The 12,025-nt window shown below is 50.3% G+C and carries 16 protein-coding genes and 1 pseudogene; 1 reads left to right on the top strand and 16 read right to left on the bottom strand.

Annotated elements, in window-relative coordinates:
• Positions 1-27: 27 nt before the first annotated feature.
• The 11 genes and pseudogenes from AM329_RS00375 to AM329_RS00325 all read right to left on the bottom strand — a co-directional run bounded on the left by AM329_RS00375 (position 28) and on the right by AM329_RS00325 (position 7,627).
• Positions 28-618 (bottom strand): tail assembly protein, encoded by a 591-nt coding sequence (locus AM329_RS00375; RefSeq protein WP_032610598.1) that lies wholly within the window; start codon positions 616-618, stop codon positions 28-30.
• Between the two features lie 26 nt (positions 619-644).
• Positions 645-992 carry a hypothetical protein gene (locus tag AM329_RS00370; protein WP_032610599.1) on the bottom strand — a complete coding sequence of 116 codons (348 nt, stop codon included), beginning with the start codon at positions 990-992 and terminating at the stop codon, positions 645-647.
• 28 nt (positions 993-1,020) lie between these two features.
• Positions 1,021-1,731, bottom strand: coding sequence for a C40 family peptidase (locus tag AM329_RS00365; protein ID WP_032610600.1), 711 nt, complete (start codon positions 1,729-1,731; stop codon positions 1,021-1,023).
• Position 1,732: 1 nt separating this feature from the next.
• A complete protein-coding gene (locus AM329_RS00360; protein ID WP_032610602.1) occupies positions 1,733-2,488 on the bottom strand; it encodes a phage minor tail protein L in 756 nt (251 codons plus the stop codon).
• Positions 2,485-2,823, bottom strand: a complete 339-nt coding sequence (locus AM329_RS00355) for a phage tail protein (RefSeq protein ID WP_032610603.1) — start codon at positions 2,821-2,823, stop codon at positions 2,485-2,487. The genes AM329_RS00360 and AM329_RS00355 overlap by 4 nt, the downstream gene beginning before the upstream one ends.
• A 2-nt stretch (positions 2,824-2,825) precedes the next feature.
• Positions 2,826-3,782 carry a phage tail tape measure protein gene (locus AM329_RS00350; protein WP_052686367.1) on the bottom strand — a complete coding sequence of 319 codons (957 nt, stop codon included), beginning with the start codon at positions 3,780-3,782 and terminating at the stop codon, positions 2,826-2,828.
• Between the two features lie 37 nt (positions 3,783-3,819).
• Positions 3,820-4,617, bottom strand: a pseudogene (locus AM329_RS00345) (terminase large subunit domain-containing protein); the annotation flags it as partial.
• Complete coding sequence (locus AM329_RS00340; RefSeq protein WP_032610605.1) at positions 4,617-5,090, bottom strand: phage terminase small subunit P27 family; 474 nt, start codon at positions 5,088-5,090, stop codon at positions 4,617-4,619. The gene AM329_RS00340 and the pseudogene AM329_RS00345, both read right to left, overlap by 1 nt.
• A gap of 157 nt (positions 5,091-5,247) precedes the next feature.
• The gene (locus AM329_RS00335) at positions 5,248-5,598 is read right to left on the bottom strand and encodes an HNH endonuclease (RefSeq protein WP_032610606.1); all 351 of its coding nucleotides are present in this window, start codon (positions 5,596-5,598) and stop codon (positions 5,248-5,250) included.
• Positions 5,598-6,188, bottom strand: a complete 591-nt coding sequence (locus AM329_RS00330; protein WP_071886177.1) for a hypothetical protein — start codon at positions 6,186-6,188, stop codon at positions 5,598-5,600. The genes AM329_RS00335 and AM329_RS00330 overlap by 1 nt, the downstream gene beginning before the upstream one ends.
• Positions 6,170-7,627, bottom strand: coding sequence for a glycosyltransferase family 2 protein (locus AM329_RS00325; RefSeq protein WP_032610607.1), 1,458 nt, complete (start codon positions 7,625-7,627; stop codon positions 6,170-6,172). The genes AM329_RS00330 and AM329_RS00325 overlap by 19 nt, the downstream gene beginning before the upstream one ends.
• A gap of 88 nt (positions 7,628-7,715) precedes the next feature.
• Here AM329_RS00325 and AM329_RS00320 point away from each other — a divergent pair, with 88 nt between their 5' ends.
• Positions 7,716-8,414, top strand: a complete 699-nt coding sequence (locus tag AM329_RS00320; protein ID WP_032610608.1) for a hypothetical protein — start codon at positions 7,716-7,718, stop codon at positions 8,412-8,414.
• 249 nt (positions 8,415-8,663) lie between these two features.
• Here AM329_RS00320 and AM329_RS00310 read toward each other — a convergent pair whose 3' ends face one another.
• The 5 genes from AM329_RS00310 to AM329_RS00285 form a co-directional block, all read right to left on the bottom strand.
• The gene (locus AM329_RS00310; protein WP_071886186.1) at positions 8,664-8,933 is read right to left on the bottom strand and encodes a hypothetical protein; all 270 of its coding nucleotides are present in this window, start codon (positions 8,931-8,933) and stop codon (positions 8,664-8,666) included.
• A gap of 7 nt (positions 8,934-8,940) precedes the next feature.
• On the bottom strand, positions 8,941-9,570 hold the full coding sequence (locus AM329_RS00305) for a glycoside hydrolase family 19 protein (protein ID WP_032610613.1): 630 nt from the start codon (positions 9,568-9,570) through the stop codon (positions 8,941-8,943).
• Positions 9,570-9,848: a phage holin family protein gene (locus AM329_RS00300; protein WP_017384386.1), complete on the bottom strand. Its 279-nt coding sequence runs from the start codon at positions 9,846-9,848 to the stop codon at positions 9,570-9,572. Before AM329_RS00300 ends, AM329_RS00305 begins: the two co-directional genes overlap by 1 nt.
• Positions 9,838-10,227 (bottom strand): phage holin family protein, encoded by a 390-nt coding sequence (locus AM329_RS00295; RefSeq protein WP_017384387.1) that lies wholly within the window; start codon positions 10,225-10,227, stop codon positions 9,838-9,840. Before AM329_RS00295 ends, AM329_RS00300 begins: the two co-directional genes overlap by 11 nt.
• A 996-nt stretch (positions 10,228-11,223) precedes the next feature.
• A complete protein-coding gene (locus tag AM329_RS00285; RefSeq protein ID WP_032610617.1) occupies positions 11,224-12,006 on the bottom strand; it encodes an antitermination protein in 783 nt (260 codons plus the stop codon).
• Between the last annotated feature and the right edge of the window lie 19 nt (positions 12,007-12,025).

Genomic DNA, 12,025 nt, shown 5'->3' with positions numbered 1-12,025 from the left:
AAGGTGGCCAGAAAAAAGGTTAGTTATCTACTGCTGATCTTCGACATAAATTCCGGCAGAAATAATCGCTCCGCCGATAAGACGCTTACCATATAGCAGAGGGACCGGGTACCCCTGTGCCGCAGTGTTTGTAACACCACCGAATGCATAGGATGCGCGGTTATCTGCACTTTGTTTGCTGGCTATGCCTGATGGCTGAGGAGAAAGCATCTGTACAACTCCGCCTAGCATCATTGCAGCACCAAATTTATATAAAAATGGTGAGGCTGCAGCCCATGGAGTGAAGCTAAGCACAGCACCAGCGGCCACCAACACAGCACCTAAAACTGTTTGCAGCACACCAGCTTTTTTCCCCCCAATGATTACAGGTACAATTCTGATCACTTCACCTGTAACGGGGAAGCCAAGGTCATCTACTCCTATGTTTTTCTTCCCTTTGAAAACGGCAAAGGTTAGACCACGACTTTTACTACTAATCATATAACTTTCAAAGCCCGGAATGGTTTTAGCGAGGGCCGTTCCAGCTTCAGATACTTTATTGATAAGGCGGTGGTGGATCTTTCCAAAAATTTTACCCGGCTCGCCACTTAGCTCAATTCGCGTCATTACCTCTTGCATCGTACCCTCTATTCTTTAAATGCTTATTAATCCGCTTTATTCGCTCGAATCATAATATTACATTCTTTATTATTTAACTCTCCAGATTGACCGATACTTCGCTGTATTAAACAGTCATTAGCAAGCTTTTTAACCGCTAGCTTTGCATATACATCACCGTTGTCTGAAACTAATCCGGTGATAAACTCATTGTCAGATCTATTATGCTTCTGTTGCGCTTCCATCATCGCAATCATAAATGCGTAATGGTTAACGTAAGTGGCTGCAACTGAATTAGATTTAATTTCTGAGTGGCGATCAAGGTAATCGTTTACAGTTCCTGCAAATAAATTCAGAGATGTTGATAATAATATTATGCTCAAGGCAAGTTTCATGGTTTCGCTCCTTTGTTTTGAGCAAAGGTTAGCACAGGTCCTTATGGCGAAGTACCTTCATCGTTCTCTCTTGCCAGTAGCCTCCATACGGTACGCGTTGGCTCAAGTGTCCGTAAAGGTGGTGCAGCAGCATATTTCCCTCCAGCAGAATTCCCGCATGATTCCACTTATCAGCCTGGACCTGCATGATCACCATATCGCCGGGTTTCGGCGGCCCGTCGAATTCACGGAATCCGCACTCATACCAGCAATCTTGGTAGAAGTTGTCCGGATAGTCGTTTTCCCACCAATGATAATCCACCCGGTAATCGTGGAGCTCAATACCATGCGTTTGCCGGAAATAACTCATTACCAGCCCCCAGCAGTCGAAGTGTCCAAGCACAAACGGACGCTCCAGCAGCGGCAGTTCTCCGCGTGGCTGGATGGTGCGTAAATCCCCCTCCGGCCAGCTCACGATGTGCCACGGCAAAAGCGTTGCATCGCATTGCGCTTTATCCAGTTCGCTCGGTTGAGTCGTGGCATCAGGGTGACTGTGAGCTATGGCGATCACTGTTCCCCAGTCCTCAGCAGCTGCGTAATCCTCTGGCGAGAGGTGGAAATGTTCCGTCGGCTCTGCAGCGAGGTTACGACAAGGGAAATATCGTTCAACACGGCTTTTCTGCACCACCACGCCACAGCACTCGCGAGGATATTCTGCTGCAGCATGCGCCATAATTGCATCAATGGTTTTCTGACGCATATTAACTCCTGATCAAAGACGTGCCCGGGAAACCACCATGCGAAAGCTCGTTATTTTCACCGAACCGAAGTTTGCAGGCCGTCAGCGTGCCGTTGCATTCGTCCAGAGACGGGTCGCTCACCGGGTTGTTGTTTTTATCGAAATAGCGGGTGCCGGCATAGTCGCAGCCGTCGCCGGTGCGATATTTATTCCGGATGCACCAGGTACACAGGGAATGAAGCTGTCGCGTCGGGATCATTTTCCCCTGCAGGTCCATCGGGCTTGAGAGTGTGAACTCAACAACTTCATTACTTTCACTACTCTTTGAATCGATGTAGAAAATCTTCAATTTTTCCTGCGTGGGATCGGCTGTCGCATTGCCATCCGCGAAGTTTTTTGCATCAAGATATTTGCCTAACGTGTCATGGATAGTCACCTTCGCCTGCAGCATATCGTCATAGGCAAGACAAAGAGCTGTGATGGAGCTATCAAGGTTTGCTACCGATAATTTTGGTTGCGCGCTGCTCCCGCTAGTAGAAGCTTCGATCCCCTCAATCTGACATGGCCATGCATTGTATTCCTCCCCCTGCCACCAAATTGATTTAGCTGGAAGCTTATCTTCATCACCCCCGGCCGCGACAATTTCAGCTTCAGTATGTGCCAGACTGTAGCTGTGAAACCGCAGAACCTCGCCTGTTCCAAAGGCCGTTCCATCGACCTCGTAAAGCCTGACCTCATCGCCAGGCTCAAGCTTCTGATAATCTTCATTTAGACTCATGGTTTGAATGCCTGTTGGAAAGTTGCGGAAAGGGAGTAGTTCTCACCTCCCATCGGAGTGGGCTTATACTCGGCACAACGATATAACCCAAGCGGCTCAAGCGGAGGTTTCCACTGGAATGATTTTGTTCCTCCATGCCTGTCAAGAAAGGTTTTGATCGCCTGAACGTATTCTTCAGTCCCAACAAAATTCAGTTCCCACTGCTGGCTGCGAGGATTGAGGCCATCGCCGGAGATCTGCTCGTAGCCATCCCCAAACTTGGCGCTTCTCGTCCTGAATGAGACGGTTTGTGTCGGACTGACTCTGGGGCTCCAGGTAAAAGTTTCGATAGCCATGTTTATCGGGTTCCTTTCATTGCGTTCCAGATATCACCACCAGGTCGGATATCACGCATGACATTCTGCTTGTATCGCTGATCGACGTAACGGCCTACATCGGTACCGAATTGTTCCAGACCTGCAGGTGCCTGTGTCGATGTGTTACCGTTTGAATCGATGCTTATATAAACCTTCGGTGCCGTGTCACCTCCCGCTGCACCACTATTTACAGCACGCACGCCAAGTGAACCATCAGCTGCGCGGGTCAAAGGCATAATCGCTTCTGGTCCCGCCTCCCCCATTACCCCAGCCCCTTTCGCGAATGCGAAAAACGTAGGGTTATCTACGACCTGACCGCTGTAAGCGCTCAAATCTGAGGAGGAATAAACGCCTCCTTTAGCGTTGAACTGGAAGTTACTGCCATAGTCGGCAATGGCTGTTCCTGAACTGGCCGCCGCACCGCCTCCAACAGCTCCAAACACACTCGAACCTACGCTCATGATTGAGCTCAGAATCGTATTAGTTAGCAACGCCTGGGCTGCCATGTCGACGAGGTTTTGAATTATCGACTGAGTAAGCGTGGAGAAGAGGTTGATCATGCCCTCTTTAAAGGTCTGCGTTTTAGTCAACAGCCCCGTCAGAACATTAGTGGTACGCTCCCGGGTAGCATCCACCAGACCGATCGCCAGATTATTGAAGTCACTCTGTGAGCGATATAATTCCAGCGCGGTCTGATACTGAGCATCAGCAGAATCTTTACTACTCTTCTGCATCAGCATTTCGTACTGCTGCTTACTTACTGCTCCATTGCGATAATAGGTCTCGATCAAGCTTTGCTGCTGTACGAGTTGATTTCTTTGCTGGGCTAGCGGGTCAACGTCCCCGGCAAGCTCAAGCCGTGGCGCTGATAGAGCATTAGCCTGGGCCTGTAGGATTTGTCGGGATGTTTCCTGTGAAAGTGTGACACGCGCAGCCATGTACTCTTTTTCAGTAAGCAAGCGTGCATCAAAGAGAGTCACGCAGTTCGTAGCAGATGCCTTCTTTATTGAAACCAGCGGTGGTGATACCGAAAAGCAGCGACTGCAGGCGAGCGCCGGTTGCCGTCTCCAGAACGTCCCAGACGTCACGGGTTTTGTGAGCATGCAGCTCGTCGACGATGGCGCAATGAATGTTCAGGCCGTCGAGGTTGTTCGCATCTGATGATAAAGGCTCGAATTTGGAGGCCGTTTGCTCCTGGTAGATAGCGAGCTTGTTGAATTCGAAGATCCGCCCAAGAGTGGCTTTAGCCTTCTTGACCATATTTTTCGCGTCTTCAAAAACAATTCGCGCCTGGTCACGGGTGGTTGCAGCGGAATAAACCTCCGCCCCGCCCTCGCCGTCTGCGCCAGCCATATAAAGCCCCACGCCGGAGCAAAGCGTTGATTTGGCATTTTTACGGGCCACCTCAACATCTGCTGTACGGAAACGCCGAACCATCACCGGCCGACCGCTGCCGTCGTTACGCAGAACGGTTTCCCCCGTCTCTTCGTTAACCAGCGGGATAACAAAACCAAAAATATTAATCAGGATGAAAACATGCCAGTCCATCAGCTCAATAGGCTGGCCTGCTAGCGCACCTTTGACGTGAGGAACAAAATTATAGAAATTCAGAATGTGCTGCGCGCGCGGCTCACTGAAGAAAATACCGCGCTCTTCGCCGTGTGCCAGATCGTCAAGAAAACGCTGACAGGCAAGGCGTACATACTCACAGGCAATAATTTCCCCCGCCACCACCCTCTCGGCGTAGCGGATGCCTTCTGCAACCTTAGCCATTAATCCCTCGCTTTCATAAACTCGGCCAGCGGGTCAACCGCATCAGGACCTTTTGCATTCACTTTAGAGCGGCTTGCTGGCGTCATGCCGAACTCACCGAGCATGGCACGCAGGCGTTTCCAGGCATCAGCTTTCATGACGGCTGCCGGGTGAGCCTTGATCATCACATCCCCGCTCTGCGTTTCGATCCGGTAGGTGTACCCCTCAATTTCAAGCGTGTCGCAGTGGTGCCGGTATTCGGTATATGCCTCAACCAGCAACTCAAGGGCTCTGGCGTCCAGTTGGGACATCACACCAATAGCATCGAGCTCGTCGGCCATCCGCTTAAACCAGTATTTCCCCTGCTTGTCGAAATGCTTCGGCGTTGGGGGTACCCCTGCAGCTGGCTTTGGTTCGTTTTCATTAATCGGGCGTTTTGATGGGTTACCCCTCACCAAACGTAGATGGGTCGGGGTTTTCGGTGGTCCAGACATAATCGAAAACTCCTATTAATCATCGAGTGGGGGACCCCTAAAAAAAGTTTTCTAACCTGCGGCGATGTGAAAAGAGGTTAGGCGGCGGTCCTTTGGCGCGTCGTTCCTGAACTTTCAACCCGCCCTCCCCATCGGTCGACTCAAATGAGAATTGATTTCATTTGAGTCTTTCGACCGCTGTTTTCGCCCTGTGGCAGGGCTTGCAGAGGCTTTCGAGGTTGTAAAGGTCATCGGTCCCCCCATTTGCTTTGGCGGTGATGTGGTCCACCGTCTCAGCGGGTGTATACCTTCCATTTCGCAGGCATTCCTGACAAAGGTGTTTGTCTCTGTCGAGAACGATTGGGCGCAGCCTGTCCCACTTACTGCCATAACCTCGCTGATGCCTGCTCTGGCCTCGCTGATGCTGCTGCCAGCCTTCGTTAAGATGCTTGGGACAATAGCCTGAGCGGTCAGTGGTTGTGCCAGGGCAGCCACGCTTGCGGCATGCTCTCGGTATTAACGCAGGCATCAGGCTAACCTCCACGCCCGGCGGCGTTCTGTTCGTGGCGCTGAATCAGGATGACTCTCAACCGGTTCGCCATCTGCATGATCAACCAGCGAGTAACACGGATAGACCACTGAACCGCCCCATGCATCACCCACGGCAAAATCGGCAGGCTTATTACTATCCCATCGAGATAACACGCGGCTGATGCAATGAGGCGGTACGCTGTAGCACACACCATGAATTAGGCGAGGAAACGAAATGAATTCATATCGAGCTTTATCAGCAATGATTAGCCGTTCGGCTATTTGCATCTGGTACTGAGGAGGACGACCTGTTCCAAGGTAAAAGCTCAGAAGGTCATCTGGGCAACGCGCCAACCAGTCGGTCACCATTTCGGTGAATCTATGTACTGGCAGTGCGTCGTCTTCCAACACTACCACCCGGCATGTTTGCTCTGCTGCCCACTCAAGCGCGCGACGATGATTCCAGTTAGCGCCGTGGTTACTGTAATCAATCAGCAGATGAGCATCCAGCATCGTGGCGAGACGATGTGCGGGATCTATTCGTGAGTGGTGACCAACCACAACAAATTTCACTTGTGTTTCCAAAATGCGTACTCCTTACCAACACCTTCAGACTTGAACACGGTGTGGATACGAGGGCCGGTTACTATCCGATCGCCGAAAGATTTCGCGACAATGCCAAACGCAAGCATGTCACCCACCGCAGCGCCAGCCTGTTCTTTCTTCCAGAAACGATAACTCTCGATCCGGTAGTAAAGACGGATAATGCTGTGAGCGAACGCCATCACATCAGCGCGGGTACCACCAAGGAGACCAGCATTAAGCATCACATCGTTGCGGTGTGCTTCGATGAACTCCTGATAGATACGCTCTGGATGATTCTGCTTTGCCCAGTTGTCCGCGTAAGTCTTGGGTTCTGAACCGACATAAACCTTTCCGGCTTCCATTTCTTCCCACGGCGCGCGAAGCATTTCGACATCGGTACCATCGGTACACCAGACGAACCGGTATTCAGGGTGTTCTCGCAGGTGCTGCCAGATGTGCAGCCAGCGACGGAAGTAGACATTCATCTTCACGTCAGGTACGAGATACAGCTCAACATCTGCCGGGGCCGTCAGTAATTCATCCACCAGCGCTATACGACCACACTGGCGAAGCGAGGCCGCCCATTTGCTCAGCATGTCAGGCGAGGCCGCCATTTTTGTGCCGCGCTGCGGGTCAGGCTGACTGGTGAGCAGCGTTGTGATTACCACGTCACGCTGCTGGCGGTATTCAACGTAACCGGTAAAGCCGGTATCACGTCGTTCGTTGTGTATCTTCACGTTACGTTCCACCAGCGCCTGTCTGTCGGGGCGCGGTACCGAACGCTCTACGGCTTCATGCTCATCGAGAGAATGGATCAGCTTGTCTGAACCGAGGACATCAGCGTAAGCCCACGTAGTCAGTCCTGCGTTATGGATGCGCAGGGCGAGGTCGCTGTGCTCGTACATGCCGCGACCGTAAACCGGATCGAAACCGCCAACCTTCTCGATAGCGCTACGGTGGTAATACAGCATCACGCCGCGCTGCCCGGTGTAAGCGATGTGCTTATCATCCCGGTACAAAACCGACATATCGTTCAGCTTATTCGTCCCTGCCAGATCGAGAAACTGGTAAGCCAGGTGTGGCTCGGGGGATTCGATGTAAGGCAGGTGCCAGTTATCTGCGATTGGCCAGGCGTCATCGTCCCAAAGGAATAGATGCTCACACCCGGCGTCCATCAGCGCGGTTAAACTGGCATTCTTCGAAGCGACAATGCCGAGTGATGTTTCATGGCGAAGCAGCTGCACGCCGTCAGGCACTACTGCGGTAGGTTTTGAACCATCAACGACTACCACCACCAGCGCCCCAGCTGGCAGATGCTTCTGGTGCTGCTCAATAGCACGCTTTAAAACGTCCGCCCGGTTGTGGGTTGTAATCGCAATGCCGATCCGCGATGCAATTGCGCAGGCGGGTGCATACGGGACACCATCAATAGTAACTTGCATTACTAGTCTCACATTTTGAACAATGGGGTATGTAACAAAAACATTGTTAGATATAACATGTTGAAAAACGATAAGAGGAAAAGCCAGTATGTCTAGAGAAGGTTCGTTGGACCTATTGCAAGAAGTTGAAGAAAATCTTGATATCATGAAACAAACACAGAACATCAAGTCTGTAAAAGTCAAAGCCATCCTGGAAAACTTGCGAAGTTCCTTAGAGTATCTCGCGAATGACACCTACGATAAATATAATGACGCTAGTCCTGCGGACAAACGCCCAAATATATACTTCCCTTACGGAAAAAAAACCTTTGTTGATAATTTTTTTATCAAAATTTTAAAAGTAAACCCGCCGAATTCATCTCCGCTATACAAAGTATTTACTTCCATACAGGACTACCACACTGGTGAGAAATGGCTGGAAATGATGTGTAACCTTACAAATGAAGTTAAACACAGACAACCAATTCCTTTAAGAGAAGATAATTCCGTTAAAGATCTCAGTATCAGCGTGGATGGTTTTGGTTTAATTAAAGCAGGAAGTAATGCAAACATCCTTCTACAAAACAATTACGTTAATGGGCAGAAACTAGAAGATTTCACTTTTAAAAATGGAAATTTGCAAAGAAGTGGCAATGGAATCCCATTAAACATAGTAATTACCGAAGAGAAAAAAATAAGATTTCATGGAAATGATTATGAAGTAATTCCTTTCATTGAATTGTGCCTTAGCAAAATCAGGCCTCTTATTATTGAAGCCTATGATGAACTAGATAACATATCAATTTAATTTGCAGCGTCACAGTGGATCATAACTATGCATCTGCTGTGATTACTATCCTTTTACTCAGAGAATGTTCGTCATATCCATTAATGAGGATGATATAATTTAGAACTCGCTTGTTGTGTTTTCGGACAGTTCTTTTGCCACGCTTTGTTATGCGCCAGGATATCTTTCTTAGTCTGGCGGTCCAGAACATCCCAGTCGTGATCCGTTCCGTAGATGGGTTTAACCCAGTCGCAAGCCGTGTCTACAACCTCAACCTTTACGGGTCCAGTTTGTGCGCAGCTCACGATCAACATCATCGCCAGGCATATGGTTAACAGTCTGCTGTACATTGCTGGCCTCTTTCGTTGCTTCAACCCGGCGTTCTGCTGCTGTGACCGTTGCCGCTGCGTTATCTTCAGTGCGCTGCTGGTCGGCTTTCGCTTCCGCTTTGCTGGTGCCGCGAATATGGCCCATGCCAAAAGCTCCAGCTATAGCTGAAATCACCAACGCGACCAGCCCGATTATTGTCTCGATACCCACATTCACCTCACACCAGAACTGATTTCGCCAGATTAAACAGCGCGCGGCGTTTATCCAGCCCGTTTCTGCCCCCATTGATAAGCAATGTCACGCGCTCAACGTCACCGGAATGAAGCAGGCAACCGCGAGACGAATAGAACCATGCAGCTGAGCGCGCGGCGTATTCATCCTGTTCAAGCAGGTCCGGGTGGGTAACAAGGTCCAGTTTCAACGCGTGGCCACAACTGCGATAGTTACTCAGGCCGGTAACCTGTTTTAGCCCGCGACCGCGATATTTCCAGCCATCACCGGCAACCTGATTGCCCAAGTGTTCTTTTCCCCACTCACCACCGTATACCAGATTAGCGATCGCTTTCTGGTTTGCCGGTTGCGTTGCCGTTCTGCCAAGTGCGGCGGCCTGCTGTTGTGTGATGCGGTGGCTACCAAACGTCGGTACCAGGTTTTCAACCGCGTAATTCAGGCTCTCCACCAGCCGGGTAAATCTGGTGCTTTCATGCCCCATCTGGGCAATAAACATCGCCTGATCGAGCGGTGCGGTGATGCCGTATTCCTTCATAGCGGCGTCGATATGTGGAAACCAGCGCGCAGCTAACCCGGCGCTGATACCAGCCGCCCTCTGAAATTGTGTTTGGTTCATTAGTGCCTCAGACGATCAACCAGCCGCGCCATATTTCCACGAACCTTCAGGATGGCGGCGAAGATAAGAATGTTTGCGACCACCACCAGCCAGCTGGAATCACGATAAAGGCCGAAGATGAACTGCAAGGGGATCGCGGCGTAAACCAGCACGGTTATATACGCCAGGACAGAAATAAAGGGGCGATGCCGGGCGCCATGTCGCTGGTAAAACATCAGCACGATGACGATGGCCGCACAAATAAACGCATTAAAGACTGCTGACGGGTCAATTACCATTTCCCCCTCCCCCACGTAGCCGCGAGAAAAACTTGAACACGTTGTTCAGGTCCTGGTTGTTAAGATAAGTGAGGATTTTTATACACAGGGCAGACAGAATCACTGCACCCAGTGCATCCAGCGGTTTTTCATAGTGCGAAGCTGCATTTAGCAGTGAGCCAATAAGTCCCGCCCCAAGCACCCCAACGATAAACGACGTCAGGAAATATGCTGCCAGTCGGGCGCGGGACAGGTTTGTGGCTGTCGCGACGTAGAACACCGCACCACCAAACGCCCCGAACACCACACCAAAATCTGTATGAGTAAAGACGCCGTACAGGACTGAACCCAGCAGGCCGCCGCCGAGAACAGCGCCGGTGCCGGTTAATGGATCGGACATTAAGCCCCCTCTTATTGCTGTGATCCCTCTCAGGAAATTTGAGGGGAATAAAAAAAGCCCGCTCGCGAGAGCAGGCTAAAGTGATGATTATCACAAGAAGGTAGAAAGGAGATCATCCGAAAGACAGGTAGTGACGTCCGGGTATCGAGGCCGATTCACTGATGGTTCAGGAGAACCACCTGCCAGCGGATATATCCCCTTCTTCTTTAGCGTAGCCGTAACTTCGGGAAACGAGCAAAAAAAACCTGCTGTTTAAAGCAGGCTCTCAAGGAATTATCAATTCGATATTATTGTTATCGTGGTGCCGGGTGCCTCCCGGTGACTCTACCCCAGTCAGCAAAGCCGCGCGCATACCTGCAGATAGCAGTTGACTGGAACGCCCTTTCGCTTAGAAAGGATTCACCACAATAATAAGTTACGACTAATCCATTCTAGCGGTCAATACATCATCGTCATGAGTCCTCTCAGAACGAGGGGAAACAAAAAAGGCCACCCGGAGGTAGCCTAAGATTTTTAATTGAATAATTAACGTCTACGCACAGAGAGCAGTAGCATCATTAGCCACCAGGCAATGATCTGCAATATTAGCCGAACCAAATCCACCTTCAAAACATACGGGAAGGTTAGGCTTTTTAGAGTTAACTCATAGATATGTGGAACATAAAAAATCCAAAAATAGCCCTGAAAGGCTGCGTAGGTGCCGCGAGGGAAATATTGGAACGCTTGGAATGGAGGAAACAATATCATTCCAATCGTGCCTAAAATCGTAATTATGAAAACTGCATATGAGATTTTTATTTTCATAAAACTAACCAAACAAGTGCGGGTCAGTTAGATATAGCATCGATTTCATGAAAATAAAAACCCGCAACGTGGCGGGCTTTTCGGAGTGAATTATCTATAGGCGATATACTCCATAATCAGAAGCATACAGGACAGTTTTATGCAAAGTCAACACTAACGTGCAAAAAAGAGTCGCTATTTGCTCCGATCATATTAATAAGTTGTTGCCTTCTCGAATTCTACTGCCGCGTGACGCTCCCACTGGCGCAGCGTGTCCACCAGCATTTCATAAAAGGGTTTCCAGTTGCGTGACCATGAGGACTGATGGAGGTCCGGGAGACGCTTCAGAATGGCACGGTGTACCGTCGCCGAGGAGATAGCAGAGAAGCCATTACCAGAGCAACGTTCACAGGTTTTGAAAACCGGTGCGCCACGTTCTTTGGTCGCTTTGCGATCCAGCACTTCACCTTTACCGCCGCATCTGCACCGCGCAAGGATTACCTTTTTCCCTCCGCAGGTTTCGCAAACCCTTTTCACCAGCTCATTTTTAATCTTCGGGGCCACCACTTCGGCACCGTCGGCGTCGAAAATACCAGGATGTTTAACCACATCCTCATTCCCGGAGATAAACCCGGTACCGCTGCAACTGTGACATGTCACGCTGGTAGCCGCCGAACGGGAGTAATCAGCAAAGGCAAATTGTGCCAGCATCTGCATACACCATCCGAACTGCCCACCAGCTGCTTTGCGAACATTCTTCGGTGCGACATCCATCGCATATCGCGCCAGCGCCTGAACTGCGAGCTGTTCATCCGTTTTGCTGATTCCCGCTTTACCGAAGAACGCCGCCAGTCCGAAGCGCGCACGGCTGCTGGTGGTGCCAATTGCCGCCATTACATCTGTTCCTGTAAGGCGGTCCGGAGAGGTTCCTTTCACGTCGTCGCTGATGTTCATTCCCTGAGGGCTGAAATGTTTGAGTGATGCTTCCAACTTCATAAGGTTGCCCCCGCTGCTT

The organism is Enterobacter cloacae complex sp. AR_0002 (genome assembly GCF_001922365.1).
GTDB classification, from domain to species: domain Bacteria; phylum Pseudomonadota; class Gammaproteobacteria; order Enterobacterales; family Enterobacteriaceae; genus Enterobacter; species Enterobacter hormaechei_C.
The sequence above is the reverse complement of the archived record's forward strand: the minus strand, read 5'-3'. Positions and strand labels throughout refer to the sequence as shown.

Excerpts from the sequence above, each read along its gene's own strand:
- AM329_RS00375 (WP_032610598.1), bottom strand. The coding sequence starts at position 618 with ATGCAAGAGGTAATGACGCGAATTGAGCTAAGTGGCGAGCCGGGTAAA.
- AM329_RS00370 (WP_032610599.1), bottom strand. The coding sequence starts at position 992 with ATGAAACTTGCCTTGAGCATAATATTATTATCAACATCTCTGAATTTA.
- AM329_RS00365 (WP_032610600.1), bottom strand. The coding sequence starts at position 1,731 with ATGCGTCAGAAAACCATTGATGCAATTATGGCGCATGCTGCAGCAGAA.
- AM329_RS00360 (WP_032610602.1), bottom strand. The coding sequence starts at position 2,488 with ATGAGTCTAAATGAAGATTATCAGAAGCTTGAGCCTGGCGATGAGGTC.
- AM329_RS00355 (WP_032610603.1), bottom strand. The coding sequence starts at position 2,823 with ATGGCTATCGAAACTTTTACCTGGAGCCCCAGAGTCAGTCCGACACAA.
- AM329_RS00350 (WP_052686367.1), bottom strand. The coding sequence starts at position 3,782 with ATGGCTGCGCGTGTCACACTTTCACAGGAAACATCCCGACAAATCCTA.
- AM329_RS00340 (WP_032610605.1), bottom strand. The coding sequence starts at position 5,090 with ATGTCTGGACCACCGAAAACCCCGACCCATCTACGTTTGGTGAGGGGT.
- AM329_RS00335 (WP_032610606.1), bottom strand. The coding sequence starts at position 5,598 with ATGCCTGCGTTAATACCGAGAGCATGCCGCAAGCGTGGCTGCCCTGGC.
- AM329_RS00325 (WP_032610607.1), bottom strand. The coding sequence starts at position 7,627 with ATGCAAGTTACTATTGATGGTGTCCCGTATGCACCCGCCTGCGCAATT.
- AM329_RS00320 (WP_032610608.1), top strand. The coding sequence starts at position 7,716 with ATGTCTAGAGAAGGTTCGTTGGACCTATTGCAAGAAGTTGAAGAAAAT.
- AM329_RS00305 (WP_032610613.1), bottom strand. The coding sequence starts at position 9,570 with ATGAACCAAACACAATTTCAGAGGGCGGCTGGTATCAGCGCCGGGTTA.
- AM329_RS00300 (WP_017384386.1), bottom strand. The coding sequence starts at position 9,848 with ATGGTAATTGACCCGTCAGCAGTCTTTAATGCGTTTATTTGTGCGGCC.
- AM329_RS00295 (WP_017384387.1), bottom strand. The coding sequence starts at position 10,227 with ATGTCCGATCCATTAACCGGCACCGGCGCTGTTCTCGGCGGCGGCCTG.
- AM329_RS00285 (WP_032610617.1), bottom strand. The coding sequence starts at position 12,006 with ATGAAGTTGGAAGCATCACTCAAACATTTCAGCCCTCAGGGAATGAAC.